This window comes from Pelosinus sp. UFO1 (genome assembly GCF_000725345.1).
Lineage (GTDB): Bacteria > Bacillota > Negativicutes > DSM-13327 > DSM-13327 > Pelosinus.
In genome coordinates, this window is sequence record NZ_CP008852.1 from 2,759,944 (window position 1) to 2,776,185 (window position 16,242).

Here is a 16,242-nt window from a genome sequence, read left to right on the forward strand (position 1 = left end):
GACAACTTTTATTTTCTTACAAAATACAAAAAGAATCCTACTAAAGTGATACAGAAAAGTGCAATAGGCAAGGCAACAATTAATAAACCTAGAAAAATAATGCCCAATATGATCTTGGTAAACAACCCTGTTTGCCCCGTACCAAAGTTTACATGTTTTATATAAATCCGCTGTTTTTCATTATAACCACTATAGGGATCAGAATATTCTTCTGCTGTTTTTCCATCCTCTTGTTCAATCGTAATACCACCAAAATCCTGCTTAGCCTCTGGAGTCAACACTTGAACCTTATGTTCCGTATCTATACATGTAGGGCATTTTTGCGTTTCTGATTGCAATTCACTGCCACAAACTGTACACTTCATGATAATCTCTCCTGACGTAGTATAGAATTTCTTAAGTATACTTCTTTTATTGCCTTAGCATTAACCATTACTCCACAAATAAGGATACCACAAATCCATCTTCACTCAAATAACGTGCATCAAACGCTTGTAGTTGCAGTACCTCATATAATTCAGTTCTTTTTTTATAAATACTCGCAGTTGAAATGCCCGCCTTAGCAGCAAGTTCCTCGACGATAATATTATTCACACCATTAATTTGTGTATAAGCAAAAAATAACGCCGTTGCCCAAATTATTGCTTTACGAACATTAACAACTGTAAGCTGGCAATAGTCATACCACATTCTTTCAAGTAATCTTTGATCGTAACTGGAAAGTCCATGCTCTAATACCAAGTCGTGCAATAAACTAATTACCATTTTATTAGGCACTCGCTTCTCTTCAATTTTGGGATAAGTACGCTCCAATTGATTCATTGATGTAACGTTTACTTTTGCAAGAGTCACTAAAATATTTATTGTATGGCGAACGACAAGTGCATGACGTTTAAAAAAGTCCTCTAAAGTTGCCGTAGGCTCTTGAATTGCAAATATTTCTTTTTGCCGAATTACTTCATCCATTATACGTTTTCTAAGATTTACGCTAATCTCCATGCTAGTTACATAATTAATCATTACTAAACCCTGAGAGAAAATATGCCCAAAAAATAATAGCTTTTTTAATGTTTTATAATCAAAGTCGGGAGTAGGTAATTGAAATACTTCGTTCGTAAATAAATTAATACACTCTACTAAGTCTTGACTTAGTATTCTCTTTATATAGAATACTGTAAAACTAGAGCCTAATAAACTTTGTAGTATTTGATACTCATCCGCGTTTAGACGTTCGCGACATGTTGTATGGAAATATTCCAACGGTTTTAAATCATTGTCTAATAAATGATAGTCGAATAAAAAGTAATCCCAAAAACCTAACCAAAACTCTTCTTCCACTTCCTCAGAAGCATTCTCAAAAGGGCCAGTATATAAATATAAGGCACGTTCAAAATCCTCTGTAAACTCAGGTTGTTGAAAGTATTTACCTAGTTTGAGCATTAAACCTTCGACTGCTTCACCAATCACTATGCCAATAGGCACTTGATCAAATTCATCACCTTGCCGATCACCATCGAATAATGCCAATTCATTAATTGTAGACTGGCTATTGAGAAGTTTTATTACTTTTCCACCACTTATTTCCTGGGCCGCTTGTTTAATTTCATCAATACTCGCAATAAGGTTTTTTGTGAGTAAGTAAGTATAAAAGTCGATAAGAACACTAAAAAAGTGACGAACAGGCTTTAATGTTACTTTAAATCCTACAACATTTTCAGATAGCCATTTGATCATAAAGCTATATTCAGATAAGCTAATTTCATCTAGGTCTTCATTATTAAAATGAGTTAAATAAAGAATAAAGATTTTTACCTGGTACCACAAATCTTTAAGTTTATCATCGCTAATTCCTTGCCAAGCCCTCTGCCGTAAAAATCCTTCTACCCATTCCTGTTTAACAATAGGCTCCCATACAATTGCTTCATCATAAAAAACTTGTACCTGATCATATACATTTTTCTTCATTGAGTATAAATATCTCCTTTAACCCATAGCTTCCAAACCATTTTTCAACATTACAGGTTATTATAACATTTTTCCTAGTGCTCAACCAGTACAAAGCAAGGGATTATCCTCTTAATTCTATGATTACGAACATAGGATTCATTACTATTTCTATAACTAGAAAAATATGTTATAATGTAAATCGTGTGAAATTAGTGAGATGAGGTGCTTTCATGTTTAAAAAAACGATTGTATTCCTTTTTATCATACTCCTACTAAATATGAGCCTGTGTTTAGCGGCATCGTCTGACGATAATGCAATGATTGCAGTAGCCTTATATATTGATACATCTGGACACTACATTCCAGGTACTGACTTCTTAAATAAAGCACTTAATGAGGTTATCCGTTTTAAGATCAATGCTTTATTTTTAGGCAGCGAAGTACAGTCTGGTAATGCAGTGCTAAGAGATCTTACACGCTGCGGCATTACAAATACGACATCAGCTACTCCTGATTTATTATCTACATATGCTAGCAATGCTCACGTAAATTATGTAATGCTCTTTACCATCCATCCCCTGGATTTTTCCCTCGACTTAAAAGCCTTCTCCTCCGCAACCAATAGTTATCTTGTAGATAAATCAATTACAAGACCAGATGGAACAGAAGCGTTATCTACTTTTGATACTTTCTCGGCTATGATCAGTGATCAACTTACAGAGATTTTTCAAACAATCCACTCTTAAGAAAAGAAATCCTATTCACGAAAGTGAGTAGGATTTCTTTTCTTAAAAAACTTATTATTCATTAATGATTTCAGAAAAATAAATTACGGTGACCATATCTTCAATATGTATAGTTCTCTCATAAATTATTTCAAAAAAACTAATTAGTTCATCCACTGTTTTTATATTAGGGTTTTGTTGGCTTAGATCCTGAGTAGTGAGTTCGGAGAATTTTTTAACAATTGCCTTATCAATAATCGCTGGATACAATTTTCTTTTGCTATTCGTCTTTTTTCCAACAGTAATCCAAACTATTGAATTCTCGGGATAGGTCTCTTTGATATCACCTAAGCGGATGGTAACGTTTTTTTGGCGATTCATCAGCAGCTTTTCGTTGTGTGGTGATAAAAAATTTAGTGCGAACATAATGTATTCTCCCTTCAGACCCCTATAATTGATAGCAATATTATATGACATTTCATTAATTTTTTAAAGAAAAACTGATGAATGTCATATAAATAAATTCGCATAAAAAACCTTTACTATGAACATTTCCCTTTTAGATTATTTTTTTATTTCTTGCATTTCAAAGAATCTATTGGGAAAACTAATTGTAAGGGGGTGTTAATAATGTCTTGTTGTCATTGGCGTCACAATAGATCTGATACGATGAAGGATTTGCGCCACGTGATGGGATCAAAATTAACTATGGTTTTAGTTACTGGAGCACTTGTATATCTTGGAGCTAAAACTATCCATCACATGATGATGGATGATTAACACCTACTCAATTGCCCAAGCCACAAGCTTGGGCAATTAATATAGACAACAAGAATCTTTTTACTTTAATACAGTCTTCTTACTGGAGATGTTTTATCATGAAATTATTCAAGTATACTACTTGGCGCCCTTTTGATGCAGAAGGTAATTCCCAGAAATGCAATACTCGTGAAAATTTACTGCGTTCTTTACTTTACTTCAACTCTGCCGAAAAATTTAACGATCCCTTTGATCTTTGTCCCTTTTTTGATATTGATTGCTCCGATGACGAGCTTAAAAGAACAACAACAGAAACTATAATGCAAGAGGAAGGTCTCACTCTACTAAAAGCACGACGAAAAGCATTGCAGTTAATACGACAGCAAGGGTTACATACCATAAGTGGACGTAAGTCTGCCGTCGAAAAAATTACTGCTAAAATGATGAATGTTGGGGTTTGTTGCTTTACGACAAATCACCCTACTACTATTTTAATGTGGTCTCACTACGGTGATCATCATATGGGACTTTGCCTTGAATTTGATATTCCCAATGAAATACCCTCAAACGAAAATCTGGAGTGTTCATTTCTTCCACCAGTCCCCGTAACTTATAGTAATCATTTACCAAAGTTTAAATTAGTGAGACATACTCTTGATGACTTATTATGTTGTTTAAGAACCAAATCTATGGAGTGGAAATATGAAAATGAATATCGGGCAATGCATCGTAACTATATCGGAACCATAGCATATTCCCCCAGCCTCCTACAATCCGTTACAGCTGGTTGTAAAATGCAGGATAAGGAGTTTGATGAGCTCTCTAAAACTATTAGAAATATGAAGATTCATCCGAACTTATTTCGTGCACAAAAAAAGGAACGAGAATTTGGCTTAACACTTATAAAATGCTAATCAGAATTCGTTTATAGTTTAATTAAAAAGTTCCCTATGCACAAAGCTTAGGGAACTTTTTAATTGACTATATTTGACCACTCATGGATTCATCAAAACACTTTCCACATCTTTGTTAAATTTTTCACTTCCTAGGTATACTTCAAATAACTTATAAGACTCTTCTGATATGACATTTTCTTCATTCAGAAGAAAACTAATCTTTTGAGCCAGCTCTAATTCATTATTTTGTATTAGTTCCTGGTAAACTTGCCTTAGTTCTTCTGTTTTTCCGTCTTTTACATTACGGATATTATTAATAATAAAATTTTGACATTGTGGTAAATACATATACTTGTTTAGGTAACCCATTAATTCATCTTGCTCTCTTTTATCCTGCCAACTAAATACTGATGCTAAATCATTAATAATATTTCTTACACCATCCACGAACATTCCTCCCTTTATTTTTGATCTACCATATATTGTATGATTAGTCATCTATTTTTAACAAACCATCTAAACCATTCTTCCTCCATTCTCTTTCAATTATTCAGAAAATTTTTAGTCGAATTTGGGCAAAAAAAAAAACGCCTTTTCAGACGTTTGACATTAAAAATATAAATCTTATTAAAAATAAATAACAAGGCTCTTGCTAGCTCCTTTTGTAGCAATTATTGTTACAAGAGTAGCATACATTAAATATGTACAAATCCTATGCATTCTATCACCTCAGTGATAGTGTAACATTTCTGTAAATGTTAACGATACCGGAAATATCTGGTTATGCTTTAGTAGAAACTCTAAATATTCACCCTATCCGATCCTGAAGCTACCTTTAGCATGTTCACTCTTTATCTCGTTCATAAGATTATGATATTCATTAAGCATAACATCTAGCATTTTACTAACTAAAACTACTTGTGGATCTGTAAAACTTTTTCCTTCTGATACCTTATTTAGTCTTTGTCTTAATTCCTCAGCTTTACTAAGAACTATCTCTGCTTCAGTCATATGATTTTCATCCTTTTAATACTATTTTTCCCAAATAAGTACTGTGCTATTCCCTGTATATATCGATTGAAAATAATTTTATGTTTCCTAACGCAAATCCTCAGCTGAAAGGCTCTTCCCCAGCTTACCGATCGCCTTCTTTTCAATTCTCGAGACATACGAACGAGAAATTCCTAACATTCTTGCAATGTCTCTTTGGGTCTTACGGTTACCATTTGGCATGCCAAACCTCATCTCTAGAACCCACTTTTCTCTACTACTCAAGCGATTTATTTGCTTATTTAATCGTTCATGTTCACATTGAGTTTCAACCGCTTCAGCTACTACATCAGGTGCAGTCCCCAAAACATCAATTAATGTTATTTCATTTCCTTCATCTTTTTATCTGTAATTATAGTAAATGAATTAAATATAAATTATCAAGTTCCTTCATTATAACTAACTCTCTAGTAAAAAATACCCCATACTTAAATGTGCTAGTACGGGGTATTCCTATTATATGAGATGATTGCTAGAGTTCCAATAGAAAAGGTTTTTTCATGCGCGCCTGTAATTACTATATCACAAAAAGGATTCATAAATTTCGCGTAGAAATAAGTCACATTATGCTACCATATAAAGGAGGCTATTTATGGTTTTTTGGAAATGGGAAGATGCTTACTTGACAAATATCAGTAGGTTCGATAAGCATCATCAGAAATTAGCAGGGTTAATCAATCAATTATATACTGATGTATTTGAATGCGAAGACATGAACCGGAAGCAGCTATTAATAAAAAACTCTCTCGATGAACTCATTGATTACACTTACTATCATTTTATTGCAGAAGAAGAACTTATGATTAAGCACAAATACCCTGATTATGTAGCACATAAAGAAGATCATGATCAATTTAAAATGGAAATTAATAAATTGATGGAACGACACAAAGATAATACCCTTATCTGGACAATTCCAATCTTTCAATTTTTACAAGATTGGATTACTTTTCATATTTTGAACTCGGACAAAAAATATGCGCCTTTTCTTATTAATAGAATGTGAAGTAATATAAGAAATCCCTAAGCAATTAAGCCTAGGGATTTCTTATTTCTACCCTATTTACTTATTTCTGTTCCATGAACCATCTACCTTGATCCCGAAACAATTCATGCTATTTTTCCTGATAGAATTATTTGCTACTAAGTTCAACAGTGTAAGCCGGACCTACATCACTTGACGAAGTACTGGTCGTACTGGTTGTACCGGAGACATCGGCAGCTGCAGCAGTAGCTGCCGTACTCCCGGTAGCTACACCACTAGGCATACTGCCGCCAGAGGCACCGGCGGTACTGGTAGTGTTGGAGCTGCTGTTAGCATCAGCAATTTCGGTTTCTATTTCCGTTAATTGTGCATTAAGACTCTTGATTTTCTCAGCATTTTTAGCTGCACCTTCTTTCTGGAGTTTTGCAATTTCTAGCTTAATCTTTGCCTCTTTCGCTTCTAAAGCGGACGATGAACTGGACGAAGAACTAGAGGAACTATAAATACTGCTTGTGGATGTTGAACTAATAGATGATATACTCATAACATATACACTCCTTTTATTTATTTTCTTTATATATCGAAAGTAATTATTAAGAAATTATTTAAAATCTTGATTTATATTCAAATTTCAAGCTGCAACATTGACCTCAAAATAAAAAAGCCTCGCCTCACCAATTAAAGTAAGACGTGGCTTATGTCGCGGAATTTTATATATTGCTCATTATTTTTTCATTAGCATCATCCATTGCTTGGTTTAGCGCTTTTGTGATTGGATCTTTATATCCTACATCACCAAATGACGTTTTATTTTCTGACGCTCCTACTTCTTGGAAGGATTCTCCTTTCTTCCATAAACCATTTGCCCTCATCATTGAATAAATAAACCTGCTTATTACATATCTTGCATATATATCGTATCCCCATACCACCAGCTTTTAATGACGATGCTTGTCGTACATCTAGGAGGTGACCAACTTCGAAGACTCGCCCATTCCCACTTAATGGATAGCGGACGGATATACGCTAAGAAGATGGTATTGCAGCACATACCTCACTTGTAACTAAAATAGTAACAGCCACCGATTATGTTTCATCCGGTGGCTGCTTAAATAATTCTATTAATTTCCATCTTAAATATATTCACCTCTCGAATTTAACAATCATACAATGTGCTATAAATATAAAGGAGGAATACATATGGGCTTCGGTGGTTTTGGAGGCGGTCGCAATGGCTTTGGGCATTCTGGTTGTATTATTATTATAATTATCCTCTTGTTATTATTCTGCTGCAATGAAGACTCTTCCACTTGTTGTTGATTTTCCTAAACTAATCTGCTAAAACTCTAACCTCTTGCCAACCACGCTTCACGGAAAGCGTGGTTTATTTTTGTATAAAAAGCGCCCCGTGATTGGGACGCTTCAACATACAATCCTTATGACTCAATCAATATAACCTTAATATTTTTTCTTATTATATATCCGATAGTATTCAGCGCATATAAGTAAAGTAAAGCTAACAAAATAAATCTTTATGGTTACAATGGACAATTCTATTCCCTCCACTTAATATTCTTTACTATTAAGTATCTTATTATTTTATTAAAATTACCTTTAGTTAGTATAAAAAACACCCGCAATTTCGCTGTTCGTTCATAAAAGAAAATCGCCCTATTCGGCCGATCAGTTAATTGCCTTTTAAAATGTATAACCTTTGTAACTCTTTATGATTCTTGGAGTATACTGACTGCGTAGGCCATTCGACTCGCCCACGGTTGCAGAATTCATATCGATTCCCCCCTGTATATAATCAAAGTGATAAGTTAAAACTAATTTATATTAAATAGTGATTGGAAGTGGCTCTTTTGAGTACTAATGTTATTATGTGGTCAATGTTTTTCACTCCTTGGTTATCTCTCTTTTTCATGAGGAAAGAAGAGGTAAAGCATTGGATGCCTGTTACCATGTTTGCCATAGTCTTGACTACTATAATTCACGACGTAGGTACTACATTAGGATTTTGGGCCACTCGGGTATCAATATTTCCTTTTTATCAATTGTTCCCTTACTTCTTCGGTACTATGCCAGTATTAACAATATGGGTTTTTAAGTTCACCTATGGAGATTTTAGGAAGTATTTTATATTCAATACAATTCTAGACATTGGGTTTAATTTTTTTCTGCTAAATTACTTTTTACCTAGTAGAGGTGTATTCGAGTTTAACCTATTGCCCTTTCTATCATTGCCAATCACTTTAATACATGCAGTAGTAATTTACGGCTATCAAATGTGGCAGGATGATGTTCTCTTTGATGCTAGGCATATTATCGATAACAATATACAACCTGCTGCAGCAAAACCTCTTTCTACTCAACAAGTGGATGAGGATCTCGACTAGGAAATTCTATTGTTTCCATTTCCCTAGTAAGGAGCAATTTACATGACCTTCTTCTATGCTCGATTTGTAATAGTTTGGGCTTGTTGGCTACTATTTGCCGATAAAAAACGTTGGAAAGAAATATTCCCCGTTTGCATTTTTGCATCATTTTTGAGTTTAATTTCAGACCAAATTGTCTATTTCTATATAACTTATTGGGAATATTACGGAATTGAGCCTACTATTATAAGAATCCTCATGGATGATTTTGGGGTTTATATAGTTGTTACCTATCTTTTTATTCAATGTCTGCCTCAAAAACAGACGTTCTTTCGTATGTTCTCTTATTGGTTTGCTTGGACAGCCTTAGCTATTACTATAGAATATGTCCATTTGATAACTGGGCACATGGCACATTATAACGGATGGTCCTTATGGCATTCTTATGTATCTGATTGGATATTGTATTGGATTTTTTATCAGTATCATAAGATTTTTCAACTAGAAAAATTATCTAAATAGTGCAATCTCGTCTAAGAAAGGAATGATTCTATGGCGATAGATGGAAAGAATCTTCTTTATTTTTTTTGAATAGTAACGACGTTGAGTATATTCTTATTTATTCCTAAAGATAAGGTTCGCTTAGCTAAATACTAGATATGGTAGTTCACTATGTCAATTCCCATTTTCTCAGGAACTAATCTCATTGCATTTCCGATATTTTCCGACAAAATAGTTTACTTTTTCGCAAAATGCGATATAATATACCTTAAAAATGACTGAGAGGTAAAATGTAAATGGATATTTCACATTTTGAACATACATACAAAGAAAAAGCTCAAACTATGTTAATTGCATATGACATTTCAAATAAAGACTTCACCGACTTTGTAATAATTAAAAACGTAATTGAAAACGAATTAGGTTGTGTTCCTATACAACAATCCTCATGGGTTGGAAATATTCAGCAAGAGCCAGACGAAGTTGTTAATAAATTACTAAACACAATAGAATCTAATCATGTTGTGGATACTAGGAATCGTCTATTTGTTGGAGTACTCTCAGAAAATGCGACTTGGTATAATGAACAATGCAACCATTAAATGCTAAAAATATCATTCTCCCAATTTAAGCTCTCTTTTAGAGAGCTTTCTTTTTTTATCTTCCCGTCTAGAAATAGCCCAATCGCCCTTACTCATTATACTTACATTGACTTCATCATCCCATTTGAGGCTAATGTATTTTAAGGTTAAATAAGGAATAAACGTAACATGTTGCTATCACCATACATAAAATATAACAAACCTAAAAATATTGGAGGTATAATAATGGGATCCTACAAATCAAGAGGTAACTGTATGCCTAGATGTGATTGTATGCCAAGTTGTGAGCCTATGCCTATGTGTGAGCCTATGTGTGAGCCCATGCCTAGGTGTGAAAGAAGGTGCATTGGAACTCATACCACTACACACAGAATTTATCAAAACTGTTCTTACGATATTTCCAAAGTATGTTCTTGCTGCGGCAATGAGTATGATGAACGCCGTTATGACGCATGTCCAATGTGTGGCGCACCAACTTACGGTGCTGTTTCAATGGATGATCCTATGGACGATCCTATGGACGATCCGCCTCGATTCGGAGGGTTCGGAGGGTTCGGCAGAGGTGGATTTGGTAGAAGTAGATTTGGTGGATTTGGTGGATTTGGTGGGTTCGGTGGGTTCGGTGGGTTCGGTGGGTTCGGTAGACGTAGATTCGGATTCGGATTTTTCCCATTCTTCCCATTCTTCCCTTTCTTCCCTTTCCGTCACCATCGACGGTTTTGAAAAAGAATAATTTATTTAAGGCCATTGGAACTTAATGTTTCAACTAGATGACTACTGGAAGAATTACCTAAAATATAATTATCTTACGTGGCTTTAAGTATGGCTGTTCTTTTAGAGCAGCCATTTTAAATTTATATCACCCTTATCTCAATTTCTGCCGGAAACAGACTCCACATTATGTCCCTCCCTTACGCTATATAAAAATGAATAGATAAACATCTTTACATTTAATAAAAAACTAGGGGAAAACTACTATTAGGAGGTGATTTCATGGATAAAAAAACTATAATTGATGGCTCATATACACGTTATAGAATGCCTAGTGAAGGCGGTCTTGCAAAGGACCTAGCAAATGGGGATATTGAAAAAGAAGTAACTAATAAAACGAGTCCTAAAAGCGTTACAGAATCCTACGTCTTCGAACATAATTCTGTAGAGTGATTGTAATAAGGTCAGTCTTATGACTGGCCTTTTAATTATTTAAATCCCGCCCTTACATTTTACTTACCACGTCCCCGCTGCATGAGCTTTTCTGCTTTCTTACTGCTACGCTGCCGAGGCTTACTTAAAAAGGGATTTCTTCTTCAGGGAATATCGCTGTACCAAATTGAGTCGGATCGGCTGGATCTTTCTTCTCAGGTGATGTAGATGCCTTGCTATCCATGAACTCAACATTTTGAGCAACAACGTCGGCAGCTCTCCTTTTTTACTCCGTCCTTTTCATAGTCCTGAATCTGTAACCTCCCTTCTACTAGAACCCGACGCCCCTTAGTAAGGTTATTGCCACAAATATCGCCTAGTTTTTCCCAGGAAATAACGGGTATGAAGTCAGCTCTTTTGCGATCTCCATAGCCTGTATCTACGTCTACAGTGAAACTACAAACTGCTTTACCTATTTGGGTATATTTACCTCTGGAGCATGGGTTAAACCACCGACTATATTTTCTTTACATAGACATATCTCTCGTCGCCTGCAAGTTATAAGTAACCATCTAACTCTTTTTAGAAATCTTATAACATCACATAATATTGTTGGTTATTTCTCAAATCCCAGAATTACATTGCAGTTATTGGATAAAATAAAGTGTAAGGAGGTTAGGACATGCAAAATCCTGAAATGATAGCTGCGACAAAAAGTGTGCTCTGGGACCAACTTTATACATCCTGGATAACCACAGAACTTTTTTCTTTCACATGGTGGTTTACTATACTTTTTCTTTTTTCCAGTTATTTCATCTGGTGGAAGTTACTTGATAAATCAAAACTGATAGAACTGCTCCTATTTGGCTCATTACTAGCAGTGATGTCGGCTGTTGTTGACACAATTGCTGACAACTTGTTACTTTGGCAGTACTTAGTGAGGATTTTCCCCTTTACACCTGGCTTTTTCCCGTTTCATTTAACACTTGCCCCCATCCTCCTTATGATTGTCTACCAGTATTCAGATACTTGGTCTAAATATCTTATTGGCACAGTGTTCGCGGGAGCTATCTATTGTTTTGTTATTGCACCTCTATTTGTTGCCATAGGCGAGGTACGACTCTTAAACTGGAATCATGGTTATACCTTTATTACCTTTATAACCCGTGCCATGATAGCTCGATGGATAGTTATTCTTTGCAAACACATTCAATGTACATACGAAGGGCAATCGGAATCTTCACACCGATTTACTCCAATCTTTCAACCTACAGCAAAACCTATGGCTAACAAGAAAGATGACAAAGAAGATCGGCTTGATAAATGAATAAAGGATAGATTACAAACGCCTTATTGACCGCCAATTATATGGCGTGTTCTTTCAACACCTTTCATGTGATAATTTATATAAGCGGACAACATTCTTTTCGTTCACACCCCCACTTGCCTATCCACTAGACGGGCATCCTTTTTTAAAATTGATAGTATCATTAAATAATGATTTTTTACCGATTGGATTTATGATACTAAAGCGAATATTTTCAAATTGCCCCACTACACTGCTTGTACATAATTTAGGCACCGGAATTACCCGGTTACTCATACTCAGCATTAATCCTCAGGCGTTCCTCAACTGACAGTAAGTTCCAGGCATTCCATGCATGGCGATAAAACTCACGCAGTATCTTTTCCTTCTCCGCTTCTGTCATAGGAGGAGGAGCAACTACATGAACGACAGTATTGCCTAGATGATATGTTGCATCATATTTCCGTTCCATAGAACCATCACCTCGACTATATATATGAGGATGATCCCGGGGGACGACCCTAGAAACTGGTCTTTATGATCACTCCTTTCGATTTTTTTAGTTCATGTTTATATGCACTAATATTTCTTCGCCGTCTTAGCCAGTACGAAATCGGCAGCGGATTGTACGAGACTTGGGAACTAGCGGAACACTTTAATATCACAGAAGAGTTTGCGACTTTTCGGAATGAAAAAATATTATAAAAGACACAGCACTATTCCATTACTAGAATGGATGGGCTGTGTCTTTTATAATATGTTTTTACAAACGTTTGCCTTTGTTTATATTACCCTTTATCTAATCTAATCTCTGTAATATCGCCCATAAACATACAAACTCCTGCAAATATTCTCTTAAGAATCCTTGCAAGAGTTTTTCACTATTATAAATGATACAGTTCTGCGTATCACCTCTAACGGCGAATTATACTTTATGACTCAAGCTATCATCAGTTGTAAGAGTATTTTCATAGTAACGCCAAAGCATTTTCCAAATCAGCAATAATATCCCTAACACACTCCAAGCCTACAGAAATACGAATCATATTTTCTGTTAGGCCAAACTCTTCTAGTTTTTCTTGGGGATAGCCCCGGTGGGTCATAGATGCCGGATGCTCTATCAGACTTTCGCAGTCCCCTAAACTGACGGCAATTTGCAGAAGCTTTACGCCATTTAAAACCTTCTTGGCTTCTTCTATACCGCCGATAACCTCAAAGGTAATCATACCACCGAAGCCGTCCATCTGCTCTTTAGCTACTTGGTAACCCAGAAAGCTTTCTAATCCTGGGTACATGACCCTGGAAACTTAGCGATTTCCATGGCATTGGCCTCATGCCGTCTCATACGCAGACCTAAAGTCTTCAAGCCTCTCAATAACAGCCAAGCATTAAAAGGGCTCATAACACCGCCAAATTCACACATATACTCAAACTTTAGGCTTACTATATAATCCATATCATTAGATACGACTACTCCACCAATCACATCACCATGTCCGCAGATATACTTAGTGGCACTGTGAATCACCACATCCACCCCAAAAGTTAGTGGCCTCTGGAAATAAGGAGAGGCAAACGTATTATCCACCACTACTTTCACTCCATGCTTTTTGGCAATGCCCACCACCCTTTTTATATCTACAATGGTTAAGTTGGGGTTACATGGCGTTTCAAAGTAAATCACCTTAGTCTTTTCATCAATTAAGGCTTCCAAATTCTCTAGTTTGCTTAAATCAGTAACTTTGTGGCTAATATTATACTTTGGTAGCACTTTTTTCAGCACATTAAAAGTAGAGCCGTACACCGTGCGATTAACGATGACATTATCCCCTGCCCGTAGTAGGGAAAATAATACCGAGCTAATGGCTGCCATACCAGAGGCAAAAGCCACGGCTCCATTCCCCTCTTCTAGAGCTGTTATCTTATTTTCAAACAGCCGCAGGGTCGGGTTATTCCCTCTGGTGTACACATAGTCATCACTTTCAAATGACATCACCCGCTCCACATGATTTAAATCCTCAAATACAAAAGTGGATGTTTGAAAAATTGGAGGATTTAATGCATAGCTAGGATTTTCTCCATCATTGCCTGCATGAATCGCATTGGTATCAAAATGGTATTTCTTGTTTATATCCATTTTCTTTTCTTCCCGCTTTACAATAAATTTTCCATAAACAATAGGAAAGCACTGACCTCTATAGTCGGTGCTTTCCTATGCCCCTTTATTATGTTCCTTTACAATGGCTTATAGGTACTCAAATAAACCTTGCTGGTATTCAACTTTATAATATTACTTTATAGCGATAGCTTCTATCTCACAAAGAACTCCCTTGGGAAGTTCTTTTACAGCCACACAGCTTCTGGAAGGTTTAGAAATAAAATATTTTGCATATACCTCATTAAATGCAGCAAAATCGGCCATATCTGCCAGAAAGCAGGTGGTTTTTAATACTTTCTCATAGCTACTTCCTGCTGCTTTCAAAATAGCACCTACATTTTTGCTGCTCTGCTCCGCCTGTGCCTTAATTCCTTCCGGAACACTGCCGGTAACAGGATCAACCGGAATCTGGCCGGAGCTAAATACAAAACCATTCGCTTCATAACCTTGAGAATAAGGTCCGATCGCTCCAGGTGCATTTGTGGTATTGATTACATTCATAATATTTCCTCCTAGTATTATACTGTGTAATCCGAAAATGCCGAATCTTGTTTACTAAAACATTTTTCCTCAATCCATTTCTTCCCATTTACAAACCGTTCAACAATCATGGCGGAGCTTACATGTACGGTAACATTAATTGCAGTGGCAGGGGCGTCAGTAATTGTACCGATTAAGACCATGACCGGTATGGATACGGCCGGGAAGCCAAACATGGAGATGATAAACAATTCTCCCACGTAACCGCCTGCCGGAATAGCCCCCATAACCATAGAAGCCAGCGTCGCACATATAATTGTTTTAAGTATAATCGCCGGATCCATAAAATTTATACCAAAGACGCTGCACATAAAGGCAATCTTCAGTACTGTAATTAAACATGCGCCATCTTTCTGCAAGTTTGTTCCTAAGGGAATTACCAAATCCCCTACTTCTTTAGAAATACCGCATTTAGAGGCAAATGTAAAATTGACCGGCATGGAAGCTGCAGAAGAACATGTTCCAAGAGCCGTTAATGTTGGAGGTAAACAATATCTGAAATAGCGCCTTACACCTTCTGCTCCGCCGCCAATATACGAAAACAAAATACTGGACAAAATAAAATAAACAATTGCAGCAACAAAATATATGATCAGGGCTTTGGCTAGAGAACCGGTAAATTCACTTCCGTACTCTCCTACCAGCGTTGCAAAAAGTGCACCCAATCCCAAAGGAGCAATCTTCATTACATATCCGACCACTTTCATGATCAACTGAGTCCCTTCATCGAAGAAAGCAACCATATTCTTGCCTTTTTCCCCTAATGACAACAGCGCAGTACCGACCATCATACTGAACACGATCAGCGCCATCAGATTCTTGCGTGACCACAACAGCGAAAAATCATTTGCCGTAAACATAGCAAGAACATTGTTATTGCTCTTCAAATCCTTTACTTCCTCAGTCATATTAATAACAACGTCTTTACCCGGATCAAAGACAGCACATACGCCAACCATATATATCGAAGCAAACACCTGGGTAAGAAGAAAAATAGTCATCATCACTACCAATAAATTCTTTAATTTTTGCAAACTTTTCATATTGGCAATTGATGAAACCAGGCTGACAAAAATCATAGGAACCACGACGCAGTACAACAAATTTAAAAATAAGTCTGCCAAAGGTTGCAATGCAGCAGCACCAGGTCCCCAAACTGCACCGATTATAGCGCCCGTAACCATACTACCCAACAGGAAAAATGATGATTTATTGTTTTTTAAAAATGACATTATAACCATCCCTCTCTGTA

Annotated in this window: 21 protein-coding genes and 2 pseudogenes; 10 read left to right on the forward strand and 13 right to left on the reverse strand. The window is 36.2% G+C overall.

Going from position 1 to position 16,242, the window contains the following annotated elements; genetic code table 11:
* Positions 1–8 precede the first annotated feature (8 nt).
* Together UFO1_RS13110 and UFO1_RS13115 are read right to left on the reverse strand one after the other, a co-directional pair.
* A complete protein-coding gene (locus UFO1_RS13110; RefSeq protein ID WP_038671443.1) occupies positions 9–365 on the reverse strand; it encodes a hypothetical protein in 357 nt (118 codons plus the stop codon).
* 67 nt (positions 366–432) lie between these two features.
* Complete coding sequence (locus tag UFO1_RS13115) at positions 433–1,965, reverse strand: hypothetical protein (RefSeq protein ID WP_038671445.1); 1,533 nt, start codon at positions 1,963–1,965, stop codon at positions 433–435.
* A 212-nt stretch (positions 1,966–2,177) separates the two neighbouring features.
* On the opposite strand from UFO1_RS13115, the gene UFO1_RS13120 reads away from it, so the two are divergent.
* Positions 2,178–2,693 carry a hypothetical protein gene (locus UFO1_RS13120; RefSeq protein WP_038671447.1) on the forward strand — a complete coding sequence of 172 codons (516 nt, stop codon included), beginning with the start codon at positions 2,178–2,180 and terminating at the stop codon, positions 2,691–2,693.
* A gap of 54 nt (positions 2,694–2,747) precedes the next feature.
* Here the strand turns inward: UFO1_RS13120 and UFO1_RS13125 are convergent, their stop codons facing one another.
* The gene (locus UFO1_RS13125) at positions 2,748–3,098 is read right to left on the reverse strand and encodes an ASCH domain-containing protein (protein WP_038671449.1); all 351 of its coding nucleotides are present in this window, start codon (positions 3,096–3,098) and stop codon (positions 2,748–2,750) included.
* Positions 3,099–3,302: 204 nt separating this feature from the next.
* Between UFO1_RS13125 and UFO1_RS25455 the strand changes: the two genes are divergently transcribed.
* Together UFO1_RS25455 and UFO1_RS13130 are read left to right on the forward strand one after the other, a co-directional pair.
* Positions 3,303–3,452 (forward strand): hypothetical protein, encoded by a 150-nt coding sequence (locus UFO1_RS25455; RefSeq protein WP_173406222.1) that lies wholly within the window; start codon positions 3,303–3,305, stop codon positions 3,450–3,452.
* 98 nt (positions 3,453–3,550) lie between these two features.
* Positions 3,551–4,345 carry a DUF2971 domain-containing protein gene (locus UFO1_RS13130; RefSeq protein ID WP_038671451.1) on the forward strand — a complete coding sequence of 265 codons (795 nt, stop codon included), beginning with the start codon at positions 3,551–3,553 and terminating at the stop codon, positions 4,343–4,345.
* 81 nt (positions 4,346–4,426) lie between these two features.
* On the opposite strand, the gene UFO1_RS13135 is transcribed toward UFO1_RS13130, so the two are convergent.
* The 3 genes from UFO1_RS13135 to UFO1_RS13145 all read right to left on the reverse strand — a co-directional run bounded on the left by UFO1_RS13135 (position 4,427) and on the right by UFO1_RS13145 (position 5,683).
* A complete protein-coding gene (locus tag UFO1_RS13135; protein WP_038671453.1) occupies positions 4,427–4,774 on the reverse strand; it encodes a hypothetical protein in 348 nt (115 codons plus the stop codon).
* Positions 4,775–5,140: 366 nt separating this feature from the next.
* A complete protein-coding gene (locus UFO1_RS13140; protein WP_038671455.1) occupies positions 5,141–5,338 on the reverse strand; it encodes an aspartyl-phosphate phosphatase Spo0E family protein in 198 nt (65 codons plus the stop codon).
* Between the two features lie 87 nt (positions 5,339–5,425).
* Positions 5,426–5,683, reverse strand: a complete 258-nt coding sequence (locus tag UFO1_RS13145) for a sigma-70 family RNA polymerase sigma factor (protein WP_084159829.1) — start codon at positions 5,681–5,683, stop codon at positions 5,426–5,428.
* A 286-nt stretch (positions 5,684–5,969) separates the two neighbouring features.
* Here UFO1_RS13145 and UFO1_RS13150 point away from each other — a divergent pair, with 286 nt between their 5' ends.
* A complete protein-coding gene (locus UFO1_RS13150; protein WP_038671457.1) occupies positions 5,970–6,383 on the forward strand; it encodes a bacteriohemerythrin in 414 nt (137 codons plus the stop codon).
* Positions 6,384–6,510: 127 nt separating this feature from the next.
* On the opposite strand, the gene UFO1_RS13155 is transcribed toward UFO1_RS13150, so the two are convergent.
* Entirely contained in the window at positions 6,511–6,906 is a 396-nt protein-coding gene (locus UFO1_RS13155) for a hypothetical protein (protein ID WP_038671458.1), read from the reverse strand.
* Positions 6,907–7,072: 166 nt separating this feature from the next.
* Complete coding sequence (locus tag UFO1_RS25265) at positions 7,073–7,237, reverse strand: hypothetical protein (protein ID WP_158442828.1); 165 nt, start codon at positions 7,235–7,237, stop codon at positions 7,073–7,075.
* 990 nt (positions 7,238–8,227) lie between these two features.
* On the opposite strand from UFO1_RS25265, the gene UFO1_RS13160 reads away from it, so the two are divergent.
* The 5 genes from UFO1_RS13160 (at position 8,228) to UFO1_RS25465 (ending at position 11,007) form a co-directional block, all read left to right on the forward strand.
* A complete protein-coding gene (locus UFO1_RS13160) occupies positions 8,228–8,761 on the forward strand; it encodes a hypothetical protein (protein WP_051788932.1) in 534 nt (177 codons plus the stop codon).
* A gap of 42 nt (positions 8,762–8,803) precedes the next feature.
* A complete protein-coding gene (locus UFO1_RS13165) occupies positions 8,804–9,262 on the forward strand; it encodes a CBO0543 family protein (protein WP_038671460.1) in 459 nt (152 codons plus the stop codon).
* Between the two features lie 275 nt (positions 9,263–9,537).
* Positions 9,538–9,843, forward strand: a complete 306-nt coding sequence (locus UFO1_RS13170; protein ID WP_038671462.1) for a hypothetical protein — start codon at positions 9,538–9,540, stop codon at positions 9,841–9,843.
* 255 nt (positions 9,844–10,098) lie between these two features.
* Complete coding sequence (locus tag UFO1_RS25570; RefSeq protein ID WP_158442829.1) at positions 10,099–10,566, forward strand: hypothetical protein; 468 nt, start codon at positions 10,099–10,101, stop codon at positions 10,564–10,566.
* A 270-nt stretch (positions 10,567–10,836) separates the two neighbouring features.
* Positions 10,837–11,007 (forward strand): hypothetical protein, encoded by a 171-nt coding sequence (locus UFO1_RS25465; protein WP_173406223.1) that lies wholly within the window; start codon positions 10,837–10,839, stop codon positions 11,005–11,007.
* A 124-nt stretch (positions 11,008–11,131) separates the two neighbouring features.
* Here UFO1_RS25465 and UFO1_RS26210 read toward each other — a convergent pair.
* Positions 11,132–11,527: pseudogene (locus UFO1_RS26210) on the reverse strand (single-stranded DNA-binding protein).
* A 141-nt stretch (positions 11,528–11,668) separates the two neighbouring features.
* Here UFO1_RS26210 and UFO1_RS13180 point away from each other — a divergent pair.
* On the forward strand, positions 11,669–12,313 hold the full coding sequence (locus UFO1_RS13180; RefSeq protein WP_038671466.1) for a CBO0543 family protein: 645 nt from the start codon (positions 11,669–11,671) through the stop codon (positions 12,311–12,313).
* A gap of 268 nt (positions 12,314–12,581) precedes the next feature.
* Here the strand turns inward: UFO1_RS13180 and UFO1_RS13185 are convergent, their stop codons facing one another.
* The 4 genes and pseudogenes from UFO1_RS13185 to UFO1_RS13200 form a co-directional block, all read right to left on the reverse strand.
* The gene (locus UFO1_RS13185; protein WP_038671468.1) at positions 12,582–12,764 is read right to left on the reverse strand and encodes a hypothetical protein; all 183 of its coding nucleotides are present in this window, start codon (positions 12,762–12,764) and stop codon (positions 12,582–12,584) included.
* A gap of 496 nt (positions 12,765–13,260) precedes the next feature.
* A pseudogene (locus UFO1_RS13190) lies at positions 13,261–14,429 on the reverse strand (PLP-dependent aspartate aminotransferase family protein).
* A 153-nt stretch (positions 14,430–14,582) separates the two neighbouring features.
* Positions 14,583–14,951, reverse strand: coding sequence for a RidA family protein (locus UFO1_RS13195; RefSeq protein ID WP_038671470.1), 369 nt, complete (start codon positions 14,949–14,951; stop codon positions 14,583–14,585).
* 17 nt (positions 14,952–14,968) lie between these two features.
* Positions 14,969–16,222: a dicarboxylate/amino acid:cation symporter gene (locus tag UFO1_RS13200; RefSeq protein WP_038671472.1), complete on the reverse strand. Its 1,254-nt coding sequence runs from the start codon at positions 16,220–16,222 to the stop codon at positions 14,969–14,971.
* Positions 16,223–16,242 lie beyond the last annotated feature (20 nt).

Excerpts from the sequence above, each read along its gene's own strand:
- UFO1_RS13185 (WP_038671468.1), bottom strand. The coding sequence starts at position 12,764 with ATGGAACGGAAATATGATGCAACATATCATCTAGGCAATACTGTCGTT.
- UFO1_RS13200 (WP_038671472.1), bottom strand. The coding sequence starts at position 16,222 with ATGTCATTTTTAAAAAACAATAAATCATCATTTTTCCTGTTGGGTAGT.
- UFO1_RS13140 (WP_038671455.1), bottom strand. The coding sequence starts at position 5,338 with ATGACTGAAGCAGAGATAGTTCTTAGTAAAGCTGAGGAATTAAGACAA.
- UFO1_RS25455 (WP_173406222.1), top strand. The coding sequence starts at position 3,303 with ATGTCTTGTTGTCATTGGCGTCACAATAGATCTGATACGATGAAGGAT.
- UFO1_RS13195 (WP_038671470.1), bottom strand. The coding sequence starts at position 14,951 with ATGAATGTAATCAATACCACAAATGCACCTGGAGCGATCGGACCTTAT.
- UFO1_RS13110 (WP_038671443.1), bottom strand. The coding sequence starts at position 365 with ATGAAGTGTACAGTTTGTGGCAGTGAATTGCAATCAGAAACGCAAAAA.
- UFO1_RS13180 (WP_038671466.1), top strand. The coding sequence starts at position 11,669 with ATGCAAAATCCTGAAATGATAGCTGCGACAAAAAGTGTGCTCTGGGAC.
- UFO1_RS13120 (WP_038671447.1), top strand. The coding sequence starts at position 2,178 with ATGTTTAAAAAAACGATTGTATTCCTTTTTATCATACTCCTACTAAAT.
- UFO1_RS13150 (WP_038671457.1), top strand. The coding sequence starts at position 5,970 with ATGGTTTTTTGGAAATGGGAAGATGCTTACTTGACAAATATCAGTAGG.
- UFO1_RS13165 (WP_038671460.1), top strand. The coding sequence starts at position 8,804 with ATGACCTTCTTCTATGCTCGATTTGTAATAGTTTGGGCTTGTTGGCTA.
- UFO1_RS13125 (WP_038671449.1), bottom strand. The coding sequence starts at position 3,098 with ATGTTCGCACTAAATTTTTTATCACCACACAACGAAAAGCTGCTGATG.
- UFO1_RS25465 (WP_173406223.1), top strand. The coding sequence starts at position 10,837 with ATGGATAAAAAAACTATAATTGATGGCTCATATACACGTTATAGAATG.
- UFO1_RS13115 (WP_038671445.1), bottom strand. The coding sequence starts at position 1,965 with ATGAAGAAAAATGTATATGATCAGGTACAAGTTTTTTATGATGAAGCA.
- UFO1_RS13170 (WP_038671462.1), top strand. The coding sequence starts at position 9,538 with ATGGATATTTCACATTTTGAACATACATACAAAGAAAAAGCTCAAACT.
- UFO1_RS25265 (WP_158442828.1), bottom strand. The coding sequence starts at position 7,237 with ATGATGAGGGCAAATGGTTTATGGAAGAAAGGAGAATCCTTCCAAGAA.
- UFO1_RS13130 (WP_038671451.1), top strand. The coding sequence starts at position 3,551 with ATGAAATTATTCAAGTATACTACTTGGCGCCCTTTTGATGCAGAAGGT.
- UFO1_RS13155 (WP_038671458.1), bottom strand. The coding sequence starts at position 6,906 with ATGAGTATATCATCTATTAGTTCAACATCCACAAGCAGTATTTATAGT.
- UFO1_RS25570 (WP_158442829.1), top strand. The coding sequence starts at position 10,099 with ATGCCTAGATGTGATTGTATGCCAAGTTGTGAGCCTATGCCTATGTGT.